Origin of the sequence: Nocardia sp. NPDC059229 (assembly GCF_042754165.1) — a bacterium.
Lineage (GTDB): Bacteria > Actinomycetota > Actinomycetes > Mycobacteriales > Mycobacteriaceae > Nocardia.
In genome coordinates this window covers 785,878-808,479 of the sequence record NZ_JBHZAK010000001.1, presented here as the reverse complement: position 1 = coordinate 808,479, position 22,602 = coordinate 785,878, and the positions used below count along the sequence as shown (strand labels likewise).

The window sequence follows — 22,602 nt, the reverse complement described above, 5'->3', positions numbered from 1 at the left end:
CCGGGGCCGATCAACACCACTGCTTGCCGACTCGGCAGATGGCCGACCAGGTTGGGGCGGATCAGACGTGGGTCCGGCCGGTGGGGAGTAGTTCGGCGATGAGTTTCTCTACGCGCGTGCGGATTTCGTCGCGAATGGGACGGACGGCCGCCACGTCTCGGCCGGCGGGGTCGTCGAGCTGCCAGTCACGGTAGTCGACGCCGGGGAAAAACGGGCAGGTGTCGCCGCAGCCCATGGTGATGACGACGGTGGAGGTCTGCACGGTGTCGGGCGTGAGGATCTTCGGCGTCTGAGCGGTGATGTCGATGCCGAGTTCGGCCATCGCCTCGACCGCGGCGGGGTTGATGGTCTCGGCGGGCGCGGTCCCGGCCGACCGGACCTCGATCGCGTCGCCGGCCAGGTGGGTGAGGAAGCCCTGGGCCATCTGGGAGCGTCCGGCATTGTGGACGCAGACGAACAGCACGCTGGGTGTGGCGGTCATCGGCTGGGCGGGCCTTTCAGGAGGTCTGGATGTTGCGGGGTGTGACGATGTCGTCCGCCGGTACGGGATCGGGGTAGAGCAGCCAGATCAGGCCGAAACCGATTGCGGCGCCGAGGATTTGGGCGGCGATGAAGGCCGGCACCGACGCGGGGGCGATCCCGGCGAAGGTGTCGGAGAAGACGCGCCCGACGGTGACGGCCGGGTTGGCGAAACTGGTGGAGCTGGTGAACCAGTAGGCCGAGCCGATGTAGGCGGCGACGGCTGCGGCCGAGAGTGCCGCGCGGCCGGTGCGGGCGAGCGCGAAGATGACCGCGATCAGGCCGGCCGTGGCGACCACCTCGCCGACCAGATGGCCGGTCGTGACGCGGTGATGGGTGGCGATCTGGGCGGCGGGCTGGTCGAACATGATGTTGGCCAGCACCGCCCCCGCGATCCCGCCGGGGATCTGCGCACCGATGTAGGCCGCCAGGTCGGTGGCGCTCAGGCCGGTGCCGCGGCGGCGTCCGGACCACCAATCCGCCGCCGAGACAACCGGATTGAAGTGCGCCCCGGAAACCGGGCCGAGCATCAGGATCAGGATGCCCAGCCCGAACACCGTGGCGGTCGAGTTCTCCAGTAGTTGGAGACCCACATCCTGTGTGGACAGTTGCTGGGCCGCGATCCCGGACCCGACCACCACGCACACCAGCAGACCGGTGCCGACGGACTCGGCCAGCAGTCGTTGTCTCAGCGTGTTCATCGGACCGCCGCCTCGGGTAGCGCGATATCCAGTAGTGCCGAAAGCTGGTGCAGCGCGGCGGGTTCGACCCGGTAGTACACCCACGACCCGCGCCGCTCGCTCGACAGCAGCCCCGCCTCGCGCAATACCCGCAGGTGATGGGAGATGGTCGGCTGGGAGACGTCGAAGCCGTCGGAGATGTCGCACACGCAGGCTTCCTGCCCGGTGTGGCTGGCGATCACCGACAGCAGCCGCAACCGCACCGGGTCCGACAATGCCTTGAACACCGCCGCCAGTTCCGACGCGGCCTGCGCTGTCAACGGTTCGCGGACCAGGGGCGTGACCTCACACGCGGGTGAGGTCACGGCCAGCGGAAGCACTCGATTCGACACCCGTCGATATTGATGGATATCGAATCCGTGGGCAAGCGAACACCTGGTGAACGACCCGGTGCGGGCTCAGCCGCAGCAGGATGCCCCGGAGGCCACGGCATCCGCCTTGGCCGCGCTGCCGCAGCAGGCCGCTTCAGCGGCGGCTTCCTCTGCGGTGCCGCAGCAGACCGCCACGGCCTGCGCGTCGTCCGCGACCGCTCCCGAGGCCAGAACCGGTGCGGTACCGAAGGTTTCGCTATCGGCCAGCACCGTGTAGACCTCCCAGCGCTCGGCGTCGGGCGCGGTGACCCACACCTTGTCCTGGGTGGCGAAGCAACAGGTGGTCGCGATCTGCTCCTCGGTGAACATCCCGGCCTCGGAGAGCCGCGCGATCTCAGCGTGCACCTGGTCGCTGGACTCGACCTCGACCCCGAGGTGGTTGAGGCTGCCGCCGTGCCCCGGATTCTCGATCAGCACCAGCTTGAGCGGCGGCTCGGCGATGGCGAAATTGGCGTAACCGGGCTTGCGCTTGGCGGGCTCGGCCTGGAACAGGGTCGAGTAGAACGCCACCGCCTGGTCGATGTTGTCGACGTTGAGAGCGAGCTGAACACGAGACATGAGACCGTACCTCCACTTGTGAGACATATGTCGAAGAACTGGTGCGACCGAGTCTGCGCCACTATTTCGACATATGTCAAGAAGGTGGGTAACCTGGTTCGCATGCCCAAGGCGCTGCCCGTGATCGACATGTCCGCCCCGGTCTGCTGCGCCCCCGTCGCCGCCGGTCCCGTCGGCGACGCCGCCGCCCTGGAAATCGCCCTGCGCCTCAAGGCCATTGCCGACCCGGCCCGCGTGAAACTCCTGTCCCTCCTCCTCGCCAGCCCCCTCGGCGAGGAGAACACCGGCGACCTGGCCGCAGCCGTCACCCTCGCCGAATCCACCGTCAGCCACCACCTCGGCCAGCTGAAGAAGGCCGGCCTGATCGAGTCCGAACGCCGTGGCATGAACACCTACCACCGCGCCCAGCGCGACTCCCTCGCCGCCCTGTGCGTCGTCCTCGACCCGAACTGCTGCCGCTAGCCGCAACTGTCAAGATCCGTGAACAGCACTGGTAGCGGAAGGTCGTCGCCAGCGAGAATGCATTGGCGCGGCGGGCTTTTCGCGAGTCGGCCGCGCCGATGCAGGCCATCATGTTCGTGTCAGTTGTGGACGCCGGAGCCGGTGGCGGCGTTGTTGTAGATCTGCGCCATGGGCAGGTGGGCCGGGGTTCGCCGCCATTGCTTCAAATCGGGTGGGGTTGCGCGGGTGGGGTCGGGCGCTCGGTGAGGGAAGTCCATAGTGGCCCCTTCGTGCGGAATCTGTGCTTGGATACGCGGACCTGGGCGGCCTGGTGAGGTAGTCCGCTGTGACCTTCTGTTGAAACCTGTTCCACTGGATGAGGTGCGTCTGACCAGGGATTATCGGATTCGATGCCCCGGAAGTTGGGGGCAGTTTCCCGAATCGGGGTGGGTGGGGTGAACGCGTTTTGTACACTCCCCGCTGAAGTGAATAGACGTCACTTCAGATCCTGAATTCGAGGTACCCATGAAGTCTTCAACACCGGTGGGGGTGTTTGCCGTCCGTGTCGCCGCGGCCGTGATCGGCGGGGGGCTGCTGATCGCAGGCGTTGCCGGGTGCGGCAGCGACAAGTCGTCCGACAGTTCGCCGGGCGGTGCCACCAGCACCGCCGCCACATCAGTGAGCTCCACAGCCGCCCCCGCACCGACGACCGTCGCGCCCGCGCCGACCACCGAGGCCCCGGCGCCGCAACCGGCGGCCACGGAACCGGTCGCACCGCAGCCCGTCGCACCGCAGCCCGTCGCGCCGGAGGTCGTCGCGCCGCAACCGGTCGCGCCGCAGCCGGCCGCACCCAAGCCTGCGCCGCAGACGCAGCAGCAGAAACCCGCGCCGCCGACCCTGGACGCGCCCGGATTCGAGCCGCGTGCGGGTTACTGAGAAGGCTGGACAGGTTCGTGCTGGGTAATGGCGGGCGGTGGCTGTGTGCCGCCGCGTTAGCGCTCGCGGCCTCGGTGTCGACCGTGGCCGCGGCGAACGCGGATCCGGCCTCGCCGGATGCCGCCCCCGCGGGCAAAGAGCTGGTAGTGCTGGGTGATTCGTTCTCCGCGAACGCCTGGGACTTCTTCGACGAGGGCAACAGCTGCCTGCGCCACGGCCGGACGGCCTGGCCGGTGCAGCTGGGCCGGCTCATGGGCGTGTACGGGACCGACGAGATGGCCGATCCCTCCTGCCCGGGCGCGTCGATCGACAGCGGCCCGGGGTGGAGCCTGGCCCAGGAGGCCCAGAAAGCGGACAAGGCAGGCGCTTTCGGGCCGAATACCAAGGTGGTCACGCTGCAGTTCGGGCTCAACGACAAGTGGGGCAAGAACGACCAGACGCTCTGGAAGTCGTTGCAGGGCTGCGTGTTCAACCTGGTCGACGGCTGTGATCCGGAGTCGATCGACCAGGGCCGGATGCCCGACTACAACGGTGTGTCCGGGGCGTTGATGGCCAAGCGCATGAACAATGCGGTCACCTACATCAAGTACTACGCACCGAACGCCCGCATCGTGTTCGTCGGCTATCCGGAGTTGTTCACCCCGGGCAGCAGCACGGTCTGTCTCAGCATCGGCGGCATCGCGCCGTTCATCCAGTCACGCGGTCGCGCGGTGGTGGAGTACTTCGACCGCATCGACCAGGCGCAGCGGGAAGCCGCCCAGCTGCTGGGCATCGGGTTCCTGGATTCCCGCGCGCTCACCACCGGTCATGGGCTCTGCTCGTCGCAGCCCTGGCTGAATGGCGTGTTCGATCCACGGACCGATCTCGACGGCCTGTTCTTCCATCCGTCGAGCCAGGGCGACGCCGTGGTCGCCAATGCCATCTACGACCGATACGGGCACTGATGCCATCGAGATTCCGTCGATCGGACCGTTGACCATCGATAGCCTCCTCGTTGAGTTTCCCGATTGTCCAGGGGTTTTGCGGTTTGCTGAATCCCGCACCCCGGCCGTCGGGGCCTCTTGTACACTCCGCGCAAAAGTGAAAAGTTCACCGTTCAATTTGCGATTCGAGGGTTTCATGAAGTTCCGTATCTCAGGCGCGCGCACCGCGGTGGCCGCCATCGGCGGGGTCGTGCTGATCGGCGCGCTGGCAGCGTGCGGAAGCGACAAGGCCGCCGACACGCCCGCCACCCCGGCGAGCACCACCGCTGTAGTCGTGAGCAGCTCGGCCGCTCCCGCGAGCAGCGCCGCCCCGGCGCCGAGTGCGGCCCCCGCGCCCGCCGCGGCCCCGGAGGCCGCCACCGAAGCACCCGCCCCGCAGCCGGCGGCCCCCGCAGCGCCCGAAGCGCCTGCGGCACAACCGGTTGCGCCCAAGCCCGCGCCGCAGACCCAGCAGGCGCCCAAGCCCGCGCCGCCGACCCTGGATGCCCCCGGGTTCGAGCCCCGCGCAGGCTACTGACGAAACCGGAGTACACACGTGTCGGGAATCAACGGTCGGTGGCTGTGTGCCGCGGTGGTCGCGTTCGCCGCAGCCATGACGGGAACATCGGGGGCGCAAGCGGATTCGGTTCCGCAGGGTAAGGAACTCGTCATCCTGGGCGACTCGTTCACGGCCAACGGCTGGAACCCGCTGTCGCAGGAGAAGAAGTGCGACCACGGTGACACCGCGTGGCCGGTGCAGCTGGGCGCACTGATGGGCGTGCAGGGCACCGATCGGATGTGGAACCAGTCGTGTCCGGGCGCGTCGCTCGACACCGGGGACGGATACACCCTGAAGGTCCAGGCCGGCAATGCCGACAAGGCGGGCTCGTTCGGCCCGAAAACCAAGCTGGTGACGGTGCAGTTCGGCCTCAACGACGTCTGGGGTGGCGCCCCACAGTCCCCGTGGAGCTCGATCGAGCGCTGCTTCTACGACGTTGTCGGCGGCTGCGGTCCCGACGCGGTGGCCGCCGGCCGAATGACCGACCCGCAGAACGTGACCGGCGCCGAGTACGCCTCCCGTATCAGCAAGGTCATCACCTACATCCGGTACTACGCCCCCAACGCGCACATCGTGATCGTCGGCTACCCGGAGCTGTTCCGGCCCGACCAGGACGCCATCTGCTTCGACATCGCCGGCGTCCCGGCCACCCAGCCGCGCGGCCGCACGGTCGTCGAGTACCTCAATCGCATCGACCAGGCCGAGCGGGAAGCCGCCGCGCAGCTGAACCTGGAATACCTCGACGCCCGCGCGCTCACCGCCGGGCATGGGCTGTGTACGCCGCAGCAGTGGGTCAACGGAGTGTTCGACCCGAAAGTCAATATCGCCGGGCTGCCGTTCCACCCCGCTCCGCAGGGCGACGCCGTGGTAGCAAACGCACTGTACGAGAGGTACGCACGATGACCCGCCCACCCGAAGTCGCCCCGCGCGAGGCCTCCGCCGCGCTCGGGGTGGAGCAGTACACCACCCAGCTCCTCCAGCCCGCCCAGTCCACGCGGGCCGCCGAACCGGTCCTGACGGCCGAGCCGGTCCGGACGAAGGGCCTCACCGAGTCCGTCGCCGAGCGCGCCCGGCGGGAGCGGCCCGCGCTGCCCTCGCTGACCGGCGCGCGGTGGTGGGCGGCGTTCGCGGTATTCGTATTGCACGCCTTGGTGTTCCTGCCGGTCTACCCGTTCCAGAAGTCGGCGCTGTTCCGCCACATCCACGAGTGGATCCCGATGCAGCTCGGGGCCGCGGGCGTCACGTTCTTCTTCGTGCTGTCCGGCTTCATCATCTACTGGTCGTTCCGGCCGGGCATGTCGGTGCGCGCCTTCTACCGGCGGCGGGTGCTCAAGATCTATCCGACGCACCTGTTGGCCGCCGCCGCCTTCATCGTGGTGGCGAGCGTGCCCCTGCACCGCGCGGTGGTGTGGGTGCCGAACCTGCTGCTCGTGCACACCTGGGTGCCGAAGTGGACCACGGTCGGCGGGCTGAACGTCCCGTCCTGGTCGCTGGCCGCGGAAGTGCTGTTCTACCTGAGCTTTCCGCTGCTGCTGCCGCTGGTCATGCGGATCCCGACCCGCCGCCTGCTGCTGGCCGCGGGCCTGCTGATGCTGGGCATCGCCCTGCTGCACACCTCGTACTTCCTGTGGGTGGACGGTCCGAAGGGCATCGCGAATGCCTTTGCGCCGAGGCTGGTTCCGGGCAACGCGTCGCCGCACTACGAACTGCACGCCTCCCCGGCCTGGTTCCAGCAGCCCGACATCCCGGTGTCCCCGTCGTACTGGCTCAGCTACACCTTCCCGCTGTCGCGCCTGCCGGAGTTCTTCCTCGGCGTGCTGGCGGCCCGCATGGTGCTCGAAGGTCGTTGGCGCAATACCAATCTCGCCTGGCCGCTGGCCGCGCTGACCGTCGCGTACGCGGCGACCTGGGTGGTGCCGGTGAACTACAAGATGTCGGTGCTGCTGCTGCCCCCGATGACGGCGGTGGTGGCCACCATGGCCGCCCGGGACCTGGCCGGCATCCGCGGCCTCAACTCCCACCCGCGCATGGTGTGGCTCGGCAATGTCTCCTTCGCCTTCTACCTCATCCAGTTCCCCGTCATGGTCCTGGTCACCCGATACCTGATCGGCGGCAGGGAGTTCGGCATCCTCGGCTGGGCCGGCTTCTCCCTGCTGTGCCTGGTCGTGTCCACCGCCCTCGCCGCACTGCTCTACCACTGGGTCGACCTGCCCATCATGCGGAACTTCGCCCGCTCGAAGCGGGTCGCCCGCACGAAGGCCTAGTCCACGCTCGATCTGTTGCTTGTCGATAGCTGTACTTGCTGACCGACGTTCCTTGTGACACAACCTTCCTCATTGCTGGTCGTCCGTCCAAAAGCCGAGTGGTGTTCACCACCCGGCCATGGGCAGAGCGGTGATCCGACACCTAGAACCTGTTCCATTCGGGGCGCACTTCGGTAACGACCCGCAAAGGAACATGTATGCGCCACAAAGGCGTTGGAAACAGCCAAGGCAAATTCTTCGCTATCACGGCTGCGGCGGCACTGGCCGTGTTGGGAGGCTCCGCGGTCACGCCGTCCGTGGCGCATGCCGCGGTCACGAGCCCGAACCTGATCGTGGATGGCGATGCCGAGGCGGTGGCACAGTGCTCACCGAAGGGGCTGGACGGCATGACGCTGCCGGGCTGGACCATCGGCAAGGGTGAGCCGAATGCGGTGTGCTACGGACAGTCCGGATGGCCGGACGCGTCCTCGCCGGGTCCGTCGAACCGGGGTTCGAAGTTCTTCGCCGGCGGCGGCACCGGTAATGCCGAGATGGATCAGACCATCAGCGTCTCGGCCGCGGGCGCGGCCATCGACCAGGGTGGCGTGAGCTTCGATCTCAATGGCTGGCTGGGCGGATTCGGTGCCCAGGACGATCGGGTCAACATGACGGCGACGTTCCTCAGCGCATCGGGGTCCGAGCTCGGCTCCGCCGAGTGCGACGACGTGAGCAGCATCGATCGCGGCCTGAAAACCGGTCTGCTGCAGCGTGATACGAAGGGCACCCTGCCGAAGGGCACGCGCGCGGTGAAGATCCAGCTGAACTTCGGCTGGACCTACGGCGACACCAACGACGGCTACGCCGACAACCTGTCGTTCACCATCGACGCCGCACTGCCCGCGCCGAAGCTGACCGCACCCGCCTCGACGGTGCCTGGTTACGACCACGTATTCGTGGTCTACCTGGAGAACCAGGATTACGACGGCCTGACCGGCATCATCGGTAATCCCCAGGCCCCCTACATCAACGGCCTGCGGCCGCAGGGCGCGACGCTGAGCCAGTCCTACGCCACGACGCATCCGAGCGATCCGAACTATGTCGCGCTGGCGGCGGGCGGACTGTACGGGCTGGTCGACAACAGCGTGGGCACGACGACCCTCGACGCGCGCCACATCGGCAACAGCGTGGACGCCGCGCACAAGACCTGGAAGGGCTACGCCGAGGACGCCAACGGCAATTGCGACCAGTCCTCCCACGGCCAGTACTACCCGGATGACCTGCCGTTCTTGTACTTCCAGAACATGAAGTCCAACCAGTCCTACTGCGCGGCGCACCTGCAGCCGCTCACGCAGATGACGACCGACCTGCAATCCGCCGCCACCACCCCGAACTTCGTGTGGTTCGCCGCCAACGAATGCCACAACATGGAGGGCTGCGGCGTCGCCTCGGGTGACAGCTGGCTGAGCACCACCCTGCCTGCGATCCTCAACTCGCCGGCCTGGAAGCAGCAGCGCTCGCTGCTCATCCTGACCTGGGACGAGGGCACCACCAAGGCGTTCGGCCCGCTGTTCCCGAACCGGGTCCCGACCATCGTGCTCGGCTCGCAGAACTCCGTGAAGCCCGGCTACACCAGCTCCCAGCGCACCGACCAGTACGGATTGCTCCGTACCATCGACACCGCCCTCGGCCTGCAGCCCCTGACCAACAACGATGGTTACGCGGCCACGGTGAACGACATCTGGTCCGGCCACTGACGGTACCGTCGCTCGTCCGGATGATCTGACCGCGCAGGCACACCCGGCGTGCCTGCGCGGCGTGTTCGGTATTGCTGCGCGGCGTGTTCGGGCGACGCGCGGCATCCTGGGCGGATGACGAGGTGCGGGATCCTGTCGGTTCGCGCGGCTAGTCTGCGGGGATGGTCAAACCGGAGTCGGCGCTGCGCCGCTTGATGCGCGATACGGGAAAACTGCTGCAGCCGTATGGGTTTGAGGGGGCGGAGCCGACCTGGGTGCGGGTGATGCCCGGCGGTACGGCCACCGTGGCGCGGACGCGGACATTCCGAACGTTCACCGGTGGACAGCAGATGCTCCGACTCGGGCTGGGCGCCTGGGCGACCCCGACCGCGTGGTGGGAATTCCGCAACTGGCGCAACGAACGCCTGGGCCGTGCACCGCTCGCGATCGAGACCGCGGCGGGGCCGGGCCTGCTCCCGGGCGAGGGCCTACCCGAGGACCCGGACCAGCTGTGGTCGGTGCGCCTCGACCCCGACCAGCCGGGTCACGTCCAGCCCGGCGATATCGACCTCATTCGCGCAGAGCTGCCCCGGCGCGTCCACGCCCACGCCCGCCGCGCGCTGCGCCTGCTCGACCCGGACAGCTATCTCGAAGAGTTACTGGCGCAACCGAACCCGACCACCGTTACCTGGGAGGCCATCGCCGTGCTGCTCGCCGAGCACGGCCCGAGCTCACGCCTCGACGAGGCTCTGGATCGCCTGACGCGCGCAGCGCGGGAGCAGCCAGACTCGCGCACTCAGGACGTCGTCGATTTCATCGCGGCCCGCACTTTGTCGAGCCGCTCGGCATAGAAGAACACCCGTCCGCATCCGAGGCAGAGCAGGGCGAGCAGGTCCGTCAGGGCCCGCCCGCCATTGCGCTGGATCAGATACGTATCCATATTCCCGCTCAGGGTCACGCGGCGTTCCCCGCAGTCGGGGCAGGGCGTGGCCGGTGGCGTAACCCGCTCGGGCTCGGTCTTCTTGGAGAACACCGCGTTATTGTCGCGCGGCGAGCCTATTGCTGCCCGGCGGAGCGCTGGTATTCGCGCCAGGCTTTCTGTGTTTCGGTGAGTTTCGGCTTCGGTGTGCGATTGCGGAAGAAATTGACCACCATCACGACCGGCAGAATGAACGCCTGGAAGAAGATGAGGTAGGAGCCGCCGTCGAAAAGGAAGGCGAGATAGAAGGCGTAGCCGAGATAGACCGCGCCGAAAATGCCGTTGATCGAGCGTGAGGCGCTGCTCTGCCCCTGTCGCACCACCGCCAGCGCCAGCATGATCACGCCACTGAGCGCGAGCAGGCCCACATACCAATTGAACATGGTTTCCCCCGAAGACAATTCGAGCCCAACCGTTCGGCTCGGCCGCGCCGAACCATAACACCGGCCGGGACCGGGCGCCATCGATAAATCGATGCACGCCCGGTGTCTCAGCGACGGGGAATGGCGGGGGTATCCCAGGCGCGGGCGTAGCGGGTCTTGTCCGCGGACTTGTTCGGCTTGGCGCGGTACACCACGTACGGGCGGACCAGGTAGCCGATGGGCGCGGAGAACATGTGGACCAGGCGGGTGTAGGGCCAGAAGGCGATGAGGGACAACACGATCAGGCCGTGCGCCTGGAAGGTCCAGGGGGTGCCGACCATGAGATCGGGATGCGGGTGCAGGGTGAACAGGCTGCGGAACCAGGGGGAGACGGTCTCGCGGTAGTTGTAGGTGCCCCAGAGCAGATTGCTGCCGACGGTGTTGAGCAGACCGGTGATCAGGGCGGCGGCCAGCAGGATGTACATCACCTTGTCATTGGTGGTGGTGGCCTGACGGACGGCGGGGACGGTGACGCGGCGGTAGAGCAGAATGCCGATCCCGGCGATGACCGCCACGCCCGCAACGGATCCCGCGGAGACGGCGACCACGTGATAGGTCTCCTCGGAGATGCCGACGGCGTCGGTCCAGGACTGCGGGATGAGCACGCCGAGCACGTGCCCGCCGATCACCCCGAGCATGCCGAAGTGGAACAGCGGGCTGCCCAGGCGCAGCAGCCGCGACTCGTAGACCTGCGAAGACCGTGTGGTCCAGCCGAACTGGTCGGTGCGATAGCGCCACAGGTGCCCGAGCACGCACGACGTGAACGCGATGTAGGGCAGCATCAGCCAGAGCGCGGAGCTCATCGGCGGGCCTCCGATCCGGTGAAGGCGAGCGGGTCCATGGCGAAGGGCTCCAATCCGACTTCTTCCTCGGGCGGGCCCTGGGCGGCGAGTTCGGCGATGCGCCGGCGGTCGGCGGTGGTGACCGGTGGCAGGGTCGCCACCACCGACGCCAGCACCCCGGCGTAAGGAGATCCGGTGTCGGAAAGCGACAACCGCAGCAGTTCCAGCACCGGGACGTGTTCGCCCAGCAGTCGTTCGCCGCCGACGGGATCGACGGTGGCGGCGAATTCGAGCAGCACGGGCAGGTGGTCGGGCAGTTCCTCGTCGCCGAGCTCGACCCCGGCGTGCCGGTAGGCGTGCTTGAAACGCAGCAGCGCCATCCCGCGCTTGCGGGTGTCCCCGTAGGCGTAGAAGGTCAGGTGCAGGCTGGCCCGGCGGCGCATGTCGAAGGTCTCGACATACTCCTGGGCCAGCGCGATCGCATCGCCGGTGCGCAGGTGCGCGAGGAACCCGGCCAGCAGCGGACGGATCGCGTCCGGCAATTCCGCTGCGGCGGCGTCGAGTTCGTCGAGCATGGCCAGGGTCTGCGCACTTGGATAGTCGAGCAGCAGCGCGCCCAGCCGCCATACCAGTCGCCGATCACGTTCGCTCATGGCGACGGCGGGTTCGGGCCGTCGCCGCAGTTTCAGCAGGCTCATCGCGGGGCTCCGGTGGATTCCGTTGCGGCGGTGTCGAGTTCGTCGATCATGGCGCGCGTGCGCGGGTGCGGGTAGTCGAGCGACAGCGCGTTCAGCCGCCAGGCCTGCCGCCGATCCTCTTCGTGCGCGGTGACGGCGGGTTCGGTGCGCCGTCGCGGTTTCAGCAGGCTCATCGTGTGGCTCCGGTGGGTTCCGGCTCGGCGGCGGCAGCGCCGTTGCTGACGCCGTCGACACCGGAACCATGGTGGCCGTTGCCGTTTCCGTTGCCATTTCCGGACGTGGCGGTGGATACGCCGGCGCCGCTGCCGTTCGCTCCGCTTCCGCCATGGCCATTGGCGCCGGAGCCGTTGGCACCGGAGCCATTGGTGCCGGTTTCGGTGGGCACCAAGCCTTTCGTGCTCTTGCCGTCCCAGTTCAACAGGTTGATGCGGTTGGATTTCCGGTCGGGGGAGGCATCGTTGGTGTCGGTGAGGTGGAATTTGTCGGCCATGTAGTCGAAGGCCGTCATGCCGGGGCCGCCGTCGGTGTCGAGCGAGCATCCCGTGGCGAGGGAATCCAGTTCGTGGGCACGGGAAGTCGCGCCCGAGGGGATCACGTACCGGTGTTCGTACTTCGCGATGGCCAGCAGCCGGTACATGGCCTCGATCTCTTCGGGCTCGAGACCGACGGCGTCCGGGATGGACAGGTCGGGTTCCTGGCCGAGGTTGATCGAGCGCATGAACGACCGCATCCCGGCGAGCCGCTGCAACGAGGCGCGGACCGGCCCGATCTCACCGGCGGTGAACAGTTCGGCCAAGTACTCCAACGGAATACGCAGAGCATCGATGGCGCCGAAGAGGTTGTTGTGGTTCTCCCCGTCGTGCCCGGTCTGGGTGAGGGTGTCCACCACCGGCGACAGCGGCGGCACGTACCAGACCATGGGCATGGTCCGGTATTCCGGATGCAGCGGCAACGCGATCTGGTAGTCCACGATCAGCTTGTAGACCGGTGAATCCTGGGCGGCCTGAATCCATTCCGGCGAGATCCCGGCCCGTTCGGCCTCGGCGATGACGCGCGGGTCGTGCGGGTTGAGGAACACACCCAGCTGGGAGGGATAGAGGTCCTGGTCGTTCTCCACCGAAGCGGCCTCGAGGACCTTGTCGGCGTCGTAGAGCATGACCCCGATGTAGCGCAGTCGCCCGACGCAGGTTTCCGAGCAGACGGTGGGGATGCCGACTTCCACCCGCGGGTAGCAGAAGGTGCATTTCTCTGCCTTGCCGGTCTTGTGGTTGAAGTAGATCTTCTTGTACGGGCATCCGGTGACGCATTGCCGCCAGCCGCGGCACTTGTCCTGGTCGACGAGCACGATGCCGTCCTCGGCGCGCTTGTAGATCGCACCCGACGGGCACGACGCGGCACAGGAGGGGTTGAGGCAGTGCTCGCAGATGCGCGGCAGGTAGAACATGAACGTTTCTTCGAACTCCAGCTTGACCTGCTCGGAGAGCTTGGCCAGCAACGGGTCCTTACCCACCTGCTCCGGGCCCGACCCCAGCGAGTCGTCCCAGTTCGCGCCCCAGGTGACGTTGGTGTCCTCACCGGTGATCAGCGACTTGGGCCGCGCCACCGGCGTGGTGTCCATCTGCGGTGCGGACAGCAGATTGTCGTAGTCGTAGCTCCACGGGTCGTAGTAGTCCGACACCGTGGGCAGATCCGGGTTGGCGAAGATATTGAGCAGCCGCTTCATCCGCGACCCGGACTTGAGGGTCAGCCGGCCCTTCCTGTCGAGGGTCCAGCCGCCCTGCCACTTCTCCTGGTCCTCGTAACGACGCGGATAACCCTGTCCCGGACGGGTTTCCACATTGTTGAACCACACGTACTCGGTGCCGGAACGGTTGGTCCAGGCCTGCTTGCAGGTGACGCTGCAGGTGTGGCAGCCGATGCACTTGTCCAGGTTCATGACCATGGCCAGTTGCGCCATCACACGCATATCAGTACTCCACTTCCTGCGAGCGCTTGCGAATCGTGGTGACCTCGTCGCGCTGATTTCCGGTGGGGCCGTGGTAGTTCAGCGCGAACGACTGCTGCGCATAGCCACCGATGAGGTGCGAGGGCTTGATCATGATCCGGGTCAGCGCATTGTGGATACCACCGCGTTTACCCTTGCCCCGCTTGACATCCGCCGTGCCTTCGATGCGCGGCACGTTCACCGCGCGGTCCTGGGCGTGATACATGAACACCGTGCCCTCGGGCATGCGGTGCGAGACGATCGCGCGGGCCACCACGATGCCGTTGCGGTTGATGGCCTCGATCCAATCATTGTCGGCGACACCGATTTTCGCGGCGTCCCTGTCCGACATCCAGATCGCCTGACCGCCCCGCGAGAGCGTCAGCATGTGCAGGTTGTCCTGGTAGGCGGAGTGGATCGACCACTTCGAGTGCGGCGTCAGATACCGCACGGTCACGCCGTTCTCGCTCACCTTGCCGATACCCGGCTCGGCGAACAGCGCGGTCATGTCCAGCGGCGGCCGGTAGATCGGCAGCTGCTCGCCCAGCTCCATCATCCAGTCGTGATCGAGATAGAAGTGCTGCCGCCCGGTCAGCGTGTGCCAGGGCTTGGACCGCTCCACATTGATGGTGAACGGTGAATACCGGCGGCCGCCCGTCTCGCTCCCGGACCATTCCGGTGAGGTGATCACCGGAACGGGCCGGGCCTGCGTGTCGGCGAAGGTGATTCGCTTTCCCTCGTGTTCGGCAGCCAGGTCGGCCAGCTCGGTTCCGGTGCGCCGTTCCAGCGCATGGAACCCTTCCACCGCGAGCCGGCCGTTGGTGGTGCCGGACAGTGCCAGGATCGCCTCGGCCGCGTGGGTGTCCTTGGCCAGGGACGGACGGCCCTGCGCGACACCGGAAACCACAGTGCCGTTGACGCCGCGCAGGTAATCTACCTCGATATCGGGCAGAGTGGTGACACCCTTGGTGGTGAGTCCCAGCGTTTCGACCAACGGCCCGAGCGCGGCCATCTTGTCCGCGACATTCGGGTAGTCACGTTCGACGACAACGAGTTTCGGCATGGTGACACCCGGAACGGGCTCGCATTCGCCGTGCTTCCAGTCCAGCACCCGCCCGCCGGCCTGCGCCAGCGCGTCGGCGGTGTCGTGCTGCAGTGGCATCGCGACCAGGTCCCGGCGCACGCCCAGGTGCTTCTCCGCCAGCCAGGAGAACCCGCGGGCAATGCGGTGGAAGGCCTCGAAATCGGTCTTGGCCTCCCACGGCGGGGAGATGGCCGGGGAGAAGGCGTGCACGAACGGGTGCATGTCGGTGGAGGACAGGTCGTGCTTCTCGTACCAGGTGGCGGCCGGGAACACGATGTCGGAGAACAGGGTCGTGGACGTCATGCGGAAGTCCATCGACATCAGCAGATCCAGCTTGCCGGTGGCGGCCTCGTCGCGCCATTCCAGTTCCTGCGGGCGCACCCCGGTGGTCTCGGTGGTCTGCAGGTTGGAGTCCGCGCCGAGCAGGTGCTTGTGGAAGTACTCGTTGCCCTTGCCGGAGGAACCCAGCAGGTTGGCGCGCCACACCGTCAGCACGCGCGGGAAGTTCTCGGGCGCATCGGGATCCTCGCAGGCGAAGCGGAGATCGCCCGACTTCAGCCCGTCCACCACATAATCCGCGGGCGTCCTGCCCGCCTGCTCGGCCTCGTCGACGAGATCGAGGGGATTGCGGTTGAGCGTCGGATACGACGGCATCCAGCCCAGACGTGTTGCGAGCGCGATATTGTCGGCCGCCGTGCGCCCGGAGAACGTGCCTTTGCTCAACGGCGAGGCGAACGACTCGGAGGTGAACGGGTCGTAGCGCCACTGGTTGTTGGCCAGGTACCAGAACACGGTGCCCTGCATCTGCCGCGGCGGCCGCTGCCAGTCCGAGGCGAAAGCCAGTGTGGCCCAACCGGTCACCGGCCGGCACTTCTCCTGGCCCACGTAATGCGCCCAGCCGCCGCCGTTCACGCCCTGGCAGCCGGTGAGCAGGGTCAGGGTGAAGAAGGAGCGGTAGATCTGGTCGGAGTGGAACCAGTGATTGGTGCCCGCGCCCATGAGGATCATGGACCGGCCCTTGGAACGCTCGGCATTGTCGGCGAATTCGCGGCCGAGGCGTTCGGCCTGCTGGGCGGGGACGCCGGTGATCGACTCCTGCCAGGCGGGAGTGTACGGCTGGGTCGCATCGTCATAGCCGGTCGGCCAACTGCCGGGCAGGCCGGACCGGGCTACGCCATACTGTGCCAGCAGCAGGTCGAACACCGTCGTCACCCGTCGTCCCGCGATGACGGTGGTCGGCACGCCACGGGTGAGGACGGCTGCATCATTGCCCTCGGACCCACCCGGCGGCCCGTCGAAGCGGGGGAACTGCACGGCCGCAACATCATCGGTGCGCCCGTGCAGGGTCAGCAGGGGATCGGTGTCCCCCAGGTCCAGGTTCCAGCGCCCCTTGCCCGCCTCGTTGAAGCGGTGGCCGAGAGAGCCATTGGGCACCTGCGGACTACCGTCCGCGTCCAGCAGCACCGTCTGGTGCTCGACGCCCTCGCCGGTGCGGCCGAGATCGGCGGCGGTGAGGAACTTGCCGGGCGTGAAGGTGTGACCGCTGTAGTCGCCTTCGGTGGACCAGCCGCCCTCGTGCTCGTCCAGCACCACCAGGTACGGCAGATCGGTGTAGCGCTTGACGTAGTCGTTGAAATACGGAGTCTGCTTGTCCACGAAGAACTCTCGCAGCACCACGTGACCCATGGCCATGGCCAGGGCGGCATCCGTACCCGGGCGCGCGGGCACCCACTCGTCGGCGAACTTGGTGTTGTCGGCATAGTCCGGGGAGACCACCACGACCTTCTGGCCGCGGTAGCGGGCCTCGGTCATGTAGTGCGCGTCCGGGGTTCGGGTGACCGGGACATTGGAGCCCCACATGATCAGATAGCCGGCGTCGAACCAGTCGGCGGACTCGGGCACGTCGGTCTGGTCGCCGAAGACCTGCGGGGAGGCGACGGGTAGGTCGGCGTACCAGTCGTAGAACGACAGCATCGAGCCGCCGATCAGCGAGATGAACCGGGCGCCGACCGCATGCGAGACCATGGACATGGCCGGGATCGGCGAGAAACCCGCGATGCGGTCGGGGCCGTACTTCTTGATCGTGTAAACGTGTGCGGCGGCGGCGATTTCGGCGGCTTCCCACCATTCGGCGCGCACGAACCCGCCCTTGCCGCGCGCGGACTTGTAGGCCTCGGCCCGGACCGCGTCCTCGACAATGGACTCCCACGCCAGCACCGGATCCTTGAGCCGCGTCTTGGCGTCGCGGTACAGCTCCAGCAGCGTGCCGCGCACGTACGGGTAGCGGATGCGCGCGGGGGAGTAGGTGTACCAGGAGAACGACGCGCCACGCGGACAGCCGCGCGGCTCGTACTCCGGCTTGTCGGCGCCGACGCTCGGGTAGTCGGTCTGCTGCGACTCCCAGGTGATCACGCCGTCGGAGACGTAGATCTTCCACGAGCACGAACCGGTGCAGTTCACGCCGTGCGTGGACCGCACCACCTTGTCGTGCGACCACCGATCCCGGTAGAACTCGTCGGCCTCGCGCCCGCCCACCTTGTGCAGGGTGCGCAGGTCACCGGACACCTCGCCGCGGTTGAAGTACTTCCCCAGTCGAAGCAGCGCATCGGCGGACGAGTGTCCGTTCTGCGTAATAGCCATAACGCCCCCTTCGAGCTGGAAAACCGGGCTGCTGGCTCGACTGTAGGGACGCCGGGGGAGGCATCAAAACGGTTTGCTCACAATGCTCGAAGCGCATTTGTGAGCTGTGAGATCGCCGCAATGTTCCGGTCACTGCGGGGTAGCGGCCGAGGTCACACCTTGCGGTCGCGACCTGGGGAAACCTCTTCGCAGGCAGTGAAACAAGTTCTCGGAGGGGGCTTCCGGGGCAGTGTCGGTGAAGCTTCCGAAACGGTTGGTTCTCGGTTACTTAATATTTGTTAACACACCTTCGGATTGCTGAGTGATCGCTATATCGTGCACCCATGCAACGATTCGACGGCGTCATCGAGACCGCTGCCAACGGTGGTGCATACATTCCCATTCCTCCCGACATCATCACCGCCCTCGGTGGCGGCGGCCGCATCCCGGTCCAGGCCACCTTCGACGGCATCCCGTACCGAGGCTCCATCGCCAACATGGGTGCGGGACCGTGCCTGGGGCTGCTGAAGGCGATCCGCGCCGAACTCGGCAAGGGGGCTGGAGACCGGGTCGCCGTCACTGTCGAGCGTGACGCCGTGGAACGCGCCATAGCTGTCCCCGACGACCTCGCCGCCGCACTGCGGGAGGCGGGCGTGCAGGACGCCTTCGACGGGCTCTCGTACACCAACCGCCGTGAGCACGTCACCGCCGTGACCGACGCCAAGAAACCGGAGACTCGCACTCGCCGGATCGGCAAGATCGTCGACTCCCTCGCCGGCGGTTCTTGAAACCGATCCGATGCGTCATCCAAATTCGTTGAGGGAGTGGTTGTTTCAAAATGAATGAATTGAATTATGATGGAATATAGGACATTTCGGGTTCCTCTCGGTTGGGGGCAGCGATAGAATTAGTGCATGAATTCGACGGGGGTGACACTCGACACGTGCGGCATCGCAGAACTGGCGTCCGCCGTCGAAACCCTGTCGAATTCCGTCCTCCACGGAAACCTCACTCCGCTTGCGGATGGTGAGGTCGTGGAGTTGATGCAGCGGTTGGAGACCTGCAAACGTCAACTGTCGGCGCTGGATTCACGCCTGATCATCGAAGCCTGCAATCGTTCGTTGCCTGAAGGCAGTGGGGCGAAGGATGTGGTGCCGTTCCTGCGGCAGACCTTTGGATTGTCGAAGTACGACGCGTCGGTGCGGGTGAAGATCACCATGCAGTGCGGTGAGTTCTTCGAACCTACCGGCCACCTGCGTCCGGCCACCTTGGCTGCGACCGCCGAAGCCTTTGAGGCAGGCGACATCTCACGCGATCATGTCCGCAACATCATCGATGTGATGACCCATCTGCCCGCCGACATTCCCATGGAAACCCGCGCCGAGGCCGAGGACATCCTGGTCGGCCACTCCCGTGTCGGGTGGCCTGATGACCTGCCGAAGATCGGCCGCGAGATTATGGCTCGTGTCGACCCCGACGGCAAGGTCGTCTCCGACACTGACCGCCGTCGCCGACGCGGCCTCATTCTGGGCCGCCCCGGCGTCGATGGGATGAGCTGGATCGAAGGCTGGATCACCCCCGAACTGCGGGCCCTGCTCGATGCCGTCTTCGCCAAGCTCGCGCGTCCGGGCATGTGCAACATCGACGACACCGAAAGCGTTGCCGCCACTGCAACGGTCGTCGACTCGTGGCCACGTCTCCATCAATGAGGCTTTGAAGATGGCCGAGGGGACCAAGCCGGTGCTGGTGGTCCTCGACGCGGACGGGCTGCCGTTGTACCTGGGTCGCTGCCACCGACTGGCCAGCCCGGCTCAGCGTTTGGCATTGATCGCCCGCGACAAGGGCTGCACCCGCCCGGGATGTGAGGCACCCGCGAGTATGTGTGCGGTGCACCATGTCACCGACTGGGCCAAAGGCGGCCCCACCGATCTGACCAACTTGACGCTCGTCTGTGATCACTGCCACGCGCTGGTCAACGACAGTGCCGAGGGTTGGAAAACCGTTGTCATGGGCAAAGATTCCCCCTATCGGGGACACACCGGATGGATCGCACCGAAAAGCCTCGACCCAACAGGCACCCCACGCGTGAACGACAGACATCACGTTGGGGAGTGGGTCGCCGCTGCCATCGAATCGAGTTGCCTGAGGTGGGGTTCACGGGCCGCATGAATCCCGGCTGCGCATGTCCTACTGGCGTGCGCAGTGACGGGGAGGTGTGGTCATCTCGCCTGCCCTACCGGACTTGGGCTGACGCCGGGCTGGAAGCGCCACCCACCGACCCCAGCCCACGGACCGCACACATCACCTTCTACAGACAAAACCCACCGCAAGCCCACCCTGAAATCCTCGAACACCGAACAACCACAGCCGTCTTCTCCTCGCTACATCCCATCCTGCGGATACCCCAAACCCGAGATCTAAGCGAATACCTCCTGCAACGACACCCACATGGAGGTTCAAAGGTGAGTGGGCTGGTAGACGAAGGCGCGTCCCCAAGCCCGGCCCCCCTCCCTTCTCCAGGCGTCTTTGTCTTTTGATCTTTTGGTTCTTTGTCTCTTCGTCCTTTTGGGTTGCTGGCTTTGGGTTTTGGGTCTGCTACTCCGCTATCAGTTCGGCTTCGGAATCCAGAGCTTGTTGGGCCGACTCGGGCACTCCGACGGGGCCTGGCCGGTAGGTGATGGAGTGGAGGGAGCCGGAATAGCGGAAGACGCCCCGGCGGTCGCGGAGAGGCCAGGAAACGGGACCTCGGGCGTCGAGGCCGACGGAGATCCCCGTCCAGGGGGACATGCCTACGAGCTGGACTTGGTTGGGGAGGCTGGCCGCGCGGATGCCATCGATGCCGATGGTGAAGTCCCAGCGCAGGTGGGGTTGGACGGTGGCCGATACGGTGAAATGGCCGCTGCCGGAGGGGATTTCACCGGCATCGGCTTCGGTGTAGCGGCCGTAGGCGTTGTAGCCGAAGATCAGATGGCCATTCTCCACGTAGAGGAGGTAGCCGCCGAGCGGGTCACCGTGGGCGACGAGAACACCCTCATCGCCGGGACGGTAGCCGGCCAACTCCACTGTGATCGTGAAGTCGCGGTAGGCGATCAGTCGCTGGGAGCGGTACCGCTCGAGGGTGGGGGTGCCGGGCAGGATACGGACCTGCTCGCCGAGCCGGGCCTCCTCCGGTCGGCGCCGAGTCAGGTCCTGCCGGGTGACGAGCGGGAAAACCGTGTTGTGCCACGCGGCTTCGTCCCACGCGGCCGAGAGTTCGGCAACCTTGTCCGGACGCTGCTCGGAAAGATCGTGGAGCTCGGTCGGATCGGTGCGGACGTCGAACAGCTGCCAGCGTGGGTCGTCGATGCCACGCTCGGGCTCATAGAGCGCGAGGAGCTTCCAGCCGTCGCGGTAGAAGCCGCGGTGGCCGGTCATCTCCGAATACTGCTCGACGTGCTGCGAGACCGCGGTCGGGTCGCTCAGCACATCCACCGCCGAGACGCCGTCGAAGTCCTTGGCGGGCAGTCCGTTCCGGACCGTCGGCCGTTCGAGCCCGGCGAGTTCCAGCAGCGTGGGCACGAGGTCGGTGATGTAGACGTACTCCTCGCGCACCCCGGTATCGGCCTCCGTGCGCGGCAGCCCCCTGGGCCACGACAGCACGAACGGCACCCGCACCCCGCCGGCGAAGGTCTGCCCCTTGTAGAAACGGAACGGCGTATTCGACGCCTGCCCCCACCCGCGCGGATAGTGCACCCCCAGTTTCGCGGTGCCGATCAACTCGTCGTCGTGCGGCACATCCCGCTCCCAGTCGGGCTCGTCGACCTGAGCGAACTGCGCGAAATAGGTCCGGGTGCCCTCGGGCCCGCCCTCCGCGGTGCCGCCATTGTCGGAGGTGAAAACGATAATGGTGTTGTCCAGTTCGCCGAACTGCTCGAGCACCTCAACGATCCGCCCCAGGCTCTGGTCGATGCTGTCGACCATGCCCGCGTACACCTCCATGTACCGCTCGAACCGCGCCCGCTGCTCATCGGTCAGCGCATCCCACTCCTGCGCTTCATAACCCGGCTCGGTATTGCGCGGCTTCTGCTGTGTCCCCGCCGGGAACAGCCCCTGTGCGATCTGCGCCGCGAATCGGCTCTGCCGCAACCGATCCCAGCCCTCCCGATACCGCCCCCGATACTTGGCCTGATCCGCCGGCTTGGCCTGCAACGGCCCGTGCATGGCGGTGTGCGCGAAGTAGAGGAAGAACGGTTTGGCCGCATCGTGCGCCCGCAGGTCCTTGAGGTATCCGATGGCGCGATCGGTGTAGTCGTCGGTCAGGTAGTACCCCTCCGGATACTCCTCGACATCCACCGCCGAACTGTCGGAGATCAGCTGATTCGGATAGTAGAAGGAGTTCAACCCCTCCAACGACCCGTAGTACCGGTCGAATCCACGCTGCGTCGGCCACGAATCCCGGTGCGCCGCCGGATGCAGCGTGGCATCGCGGACCAGATGCCATTTCCCCACCGCGTAGGTCGCATATCCGTTGGCACGCAATATTTCCGGCAACGTCAGCACGTCATCGGCCAATTCCAGCCGCAGCCCCGGATAGCCGGGATCGGCATTCGCCACGAAGCCGAAACCCGCACGGTGGGAATTGATTCCGGTCAGCAGTGCCGCCCGCGACGGTGAGCACAGCGGGGTGGTGTGGAAGTTGGTGAGCCGCAATCCGTTCGCGGCCAGCCGATCCAGGGTCGGGGTCTCGATCTCCGACCCGAACGGGCCGATATCGCTGAAACCCATATCGTCGACCAGCACCACGACGATATTGGGCGCACCGGCGGGCGCGGTCGGCGGATAGTTCCACTCCGGCGTGGAATCGGCGGTGGTGCGGCCGATCTCGCCGGCGAAATTCTCATAGCCACGGGCATGGGCGGGGACTGACATGCTCCCCAGCAAAGGGCGCGGGCCCGGGCCGGAGCCAGGGTTTCACTCTGGCTGCGTGCAACCG

The 22,602-nt window shown here is 66.6% G+C and carries 24 protein-coding genes; 11 read left to right on the top strand and 13 right to left on the bottom strand.

The features are described from left to right. Positions 1–61: 61 nt before the first annotated feature. The 4 genes from ACFXHE_RS03780 to ACFXHE_RS03765 all read right to left on the bottom strand — a co-directional run bounded on the left by ACFXHE_RS03780 (position 62) and on the right by ACFXHE_RS03765 (position 2,188). Positions 62–481 carry an arsenate reductase ArsC gene (locus ACFXHE_RS03780; protein ID WP_379379469.1) on the bottom strand — a complete coding sequence of 140 codons (420 nt, stop codon included), beginning with the start codon at positions 479–481 and terminating at the stop codon, positions 62–64. Between the two features lie 16 nt (positions 482–497). Next, the gene (locus ACFXHE_RS03775; RefSeq protein ID WP_379379467.1) at positions 498–1,220 is read right to left on the bottom strand and encodes an aquaporin; all 723 of its coding nucleotides are present in this window, start codon (positions 1,218–1,220) and stop codon (positions 498–500) included. Beyond that, positions 1,217–1,591 (bottom strand): ArsR/SmtB family transcription factor, encoded by a 375-nt coding sequence (locus ACFXHE_RS03770; protein WP_379379465.1) that lies wholly within the window; start codon positions 1,589–1,591, stop codon positions 1,217–1,219. The genes ACFXHE_RS03775 and ACFXHE_RS03770 overlap by 4 nt, the downstream gene beginning before the upstream one ends. A 66-nt stretch (positions 1,592–1,657) precedes the next feature. Next, positions 1,658–2,188 (bottom strand): ArsI/CadI family heavy metal resistance metalloenzyme, encoded by a 531-nt coding sequence (locus tag ACFXHE_RS03765; RefSeq protein ID WP_379379463.1) that lies wholly within the window; start codon positions 2,186–2,188, stop codon positions 1,658–1,660. 102 nt (positions 2,189–2,290) lie between these two features. Between ACFXHE_RS03765 and ACFXHE_RS03760 the strand changes: the two genes are divergently transcribed. Next, the gene (locus tag ACFXHE_RS03760) at positions 2,291–2,650 is read left to right on the top strand and encodes an Rv2640c family ArsR-like transcriptional regulator (protein ID WP_364607655.1); all 360 of its coding nucleotides are present in this window, start codon (positions 2,291–2,293) and stop codon (positions 2,648–2,650) included. 119 nt (positions 2,651–2,769) lie between these two features. On the opposite strand, the gene ACFXHE_RS03755 is transcribed toward ACFXHE_RS03760, so the two are convergent. Further along, on the bottom strand, positions 2,770–2,907 hold the full coding sequence (locus ACFXHE_RS03755; protein WP_379379461.1) for a hypothetical protein: 138 nt from the start codon (positions 2,905–2,907) through the stop codon (positions 2,770–2,772). 247 nt (positions 2,908–3,154) lie between these two features. Between ACFXHE_RS03755 and ACFXHE_RS03750 the strand changes: the two genes are divergently transcribed. From ACFXHE_RS03750 to ACFXHE_RS03720, 7 genes are all read left to right on the top strand, one after another. Beyond that, the gene (locus ACFXHE_RS03750) at positions 3,155–3,565 is read left to right on the top strand and encodes a hypothetical protein (RefSeq protein WP_379379459.1); all 411 of its coding nucleotides are present in this window, start codon (positions 3,155–3,157) and stop codon (positions 3,563–3,565) included. Positions 3,566–3,582: 17 nt separating this feature from the next. Further along, the gene (locus ACFXHE_RS03745) at positions 3,583–4,509 is read left to right on the top strand and encodes an SGNH/GDSL hydrolase family protein (RefSeq protein ID WP_379379457.1); all 927 of its coding nucleotides are present in this window, start codon (positions 3,583–3,585) and stop codon (positions 4,507–4,509) included. 175 nt (positions 4,510–4,684) lie between these two features. After that, positions 4,685–5,065 carry a hypothetical protein gene (locus ACFXHE_RS03740; RefSeq protein ID WP_379379455.1) on the top strand — a complete coding sequence of 127 codons (381 nt, stop codon included), beginning with the start codon at positions 4,685–4,687 and terminating at the stop codon, positions 5,063–5,065. An 18-nt stretch (positions 5,066–5,083) separates the two neighbouring features. Beyond that, complete coding sequence (locus ACFXHE_RS03735; protein WP_379379454.1) at positions 5,084–5,989, top strand: SGNH/GDSL hydrolase family protein; 906 nt, start codon at positions 5,084–5,086, stop codon at positions 5,987–5,989. Next, complete coding sequence (locus ACFXHE_RS03730; protein WP_379379452.1) at positions 5,986–7,350, top strand: acyltransferase family protein; 1,365 nt, start codon at positions 5,986–5,988, stop codon at positions 7,348–7,350. The genes ACFXHE_RS03735 and ACFXHE_RS03730 overlap by 4 nt, the downstream gene beginning before the upstream one ends. A gap of 197 nt (positions 7,351–7,547) precedes the next feature. After that, the gene (locus ACFXHE_RS03725; RefSeq protein ID WP_379379450.1) at positions 7,548–9,083 is read left to right on the top strand and encodes an alkaline phosphatase family protein; all 1,536 of its coding nucleotides are present in this window, start codon (positions 7,548–7,550) and stop codon (positions 9,081–9,083) included. Positions 9,084–9,244: 161 nt separating this feature from the next. Beyond that, positions 9,245–9,913, top strand: a complete 669-nt coding sequence (locus tag ACFXHE_RS03720) for a hypothetical protein (RefSeq protein WP_379379448.1) — start codon at positions 9,245–9,247, stop codon at positions 9,911–9,913. Here the strand turns inward: ACFXHE_RS03720 and ACFXHE_RS03715 are convergent. The 7 genes from ACFXHE_RS03715 to ACFXHE_RS03685 all read right to left on the bottom strand — a co-directional run bounded on the left by ACFXHE_RS03715 (position 9,859) and on the right by ACFXHE_RS03685 (position 17,651). Next, positions 9,859–10,095 (bottom strand): hypothetical protein, encoded by a 237-nt coding sequence (locus ACFXHE_RS03715; RefSeq protein ID WP_379379446.1) that lies wholly within the window; start codon positions 10,093–10,095, stop codon positions 9,859–9,861. The genes ACFXHE_RS03720 and ACFXHE_RS03715 overlap by 55 nt on opposite strands. 23 nt (positions 10,096–10,118) lie before the next feature. Continuing rightward, positions 10,119–10,409 carry a hypothetical protein gene (locus tag ACFXHE_RS03710; RefSeq protein ID WP_379379444.1) on the bottom strand — a complete coding sequence of 97 codons (291 nt, stop codon included), beginning with the start codon at positions 10,407–10,409 and terminating at the stop codon, positions 10,119–10,121. 122 nt (positions 10,410–10,531) lie between these two features. Further along, positions 10,532–11,266, bottom strand: a complete 735-nt coding sequence (gene narI, locus ACFXHE_RS03705) for a respiratory nitrate reductase subunit gamma (protein ID WP_379379442.1) — start codon at positions 11,264–11,266, stop codon at positions 10,532–10,534. Then, positions 11,263–11,943, bottom strand: coding sequence for a nitrate reductase molybdenum cofactor assembly chaperone (gene narJ / locus ACFXHE_RS03700; RefSeq protein WP_379379440.1), 681 nt, complete (start codon positions 11,941–11,943; stop codon positions 11,263–11,265). The genes narI and narJ overlap by 4 nt, the downstream gene beginning before the upstream one ends. Next, positions 11,940–12,116, bottom strand: a complete 177-nt coding sequence (locus ACFXHE_RS03695) for a hypothetical protein (RefSeq protein WP_379379438.1) — start codon at positions 12,114–12,116, stop codon at positions 11,940–11,942. The genes narJ and ACFXHE_RS03695 overlap by 4 nt, the downstream gene beginning before the upstream one ends. Continuing rightward, a complete protein-coding gene (gene narH, locus ACFXHE_RS03690) occupies positions 12,113–13,900 on the bottom strand; it encodes a nitrate reductase subunit beta (protein WP_379380375.1) in 1,788 nt (595 codons plus the stop codon). The genes ACFXHE_RS03695 and narH overlap by 4 nt, the downstream gene beginning before the upstream one ends. Positions 13,901–13,910: 10 nt before the next feature. Next, positions 13,911–17,651 (bottom strand): nitrate reductase subunit alpha, encoded by a 3,741-nt coding sequence (locus ACFXHE_RS03685; protein WP_379379436.1) that lies wholly within the window; start codon positions 17,649–17,651, stop codon positions 13,911–13,913. Between the two features lie 323 nt (positions 17,652–17,974). Between ACFXHE_RS03685 and ACFXHE_RS03680 the strand changes: the two genes are divergently transcribed. From ACFXHE_RS03680 to ACFXHE_RS03670, 3 genes are all read left to right on the top strand, one after another. Continuing rightward, positions 17,975–18,418, top strand: coding sequence for a YdeI/OmpD-associated family protein (locus ACFXHE_RS03680; RefSeq protein WP_379379435.1), 444 nt, complete (start codon positions 17,975–17,977; stop codon positions 18,416–18,418). A gap of 126 nt (positions 18,419–18,544) precedes the next feature. After that, positions 18,545–19,339 (top strand): DUF222 domain-containing protein, encoded by a 795-nt coding sequence (locus ACFXHE_RS03675; protein ID WP_379379433.1) that lies wholly within the window; start codon positions 18,545–18,547, stop codon positions 19,337–19,339. A gap of 10 nt (positions 19,340–19,349) precedes the next feature. Further along, on the top strand, positions 19,350–19,799 hold the full coding sequence (locus tag ACFXHE_RS03670) for an HNH endonuclease (RefSeq protein WP_379379432.1): 450 nt from the start codon (positions 19,350–19,352) through the stop codon (positions 19,797–19,799). Positions 19,800–20,225: 426 nt separating this feature from the next. Here the strand turns inward: ACFXHE_RS03670 and ACFXHE_RS03665 are convergent, their stop codons facing one another. Continuing rightward, complete coding sequence (locus ACFXHE_RS03665; protein ID WP_379379430.1) at positions 20,226–22,538, bottom strand: arylsulfatase; 2,313 nt, start codon at positions 22,536–22,538, stop codon at positions 20,226–20,228. Between the last annotated feature and the right edge of the window lie 64 nt (positions 22,539–22,602).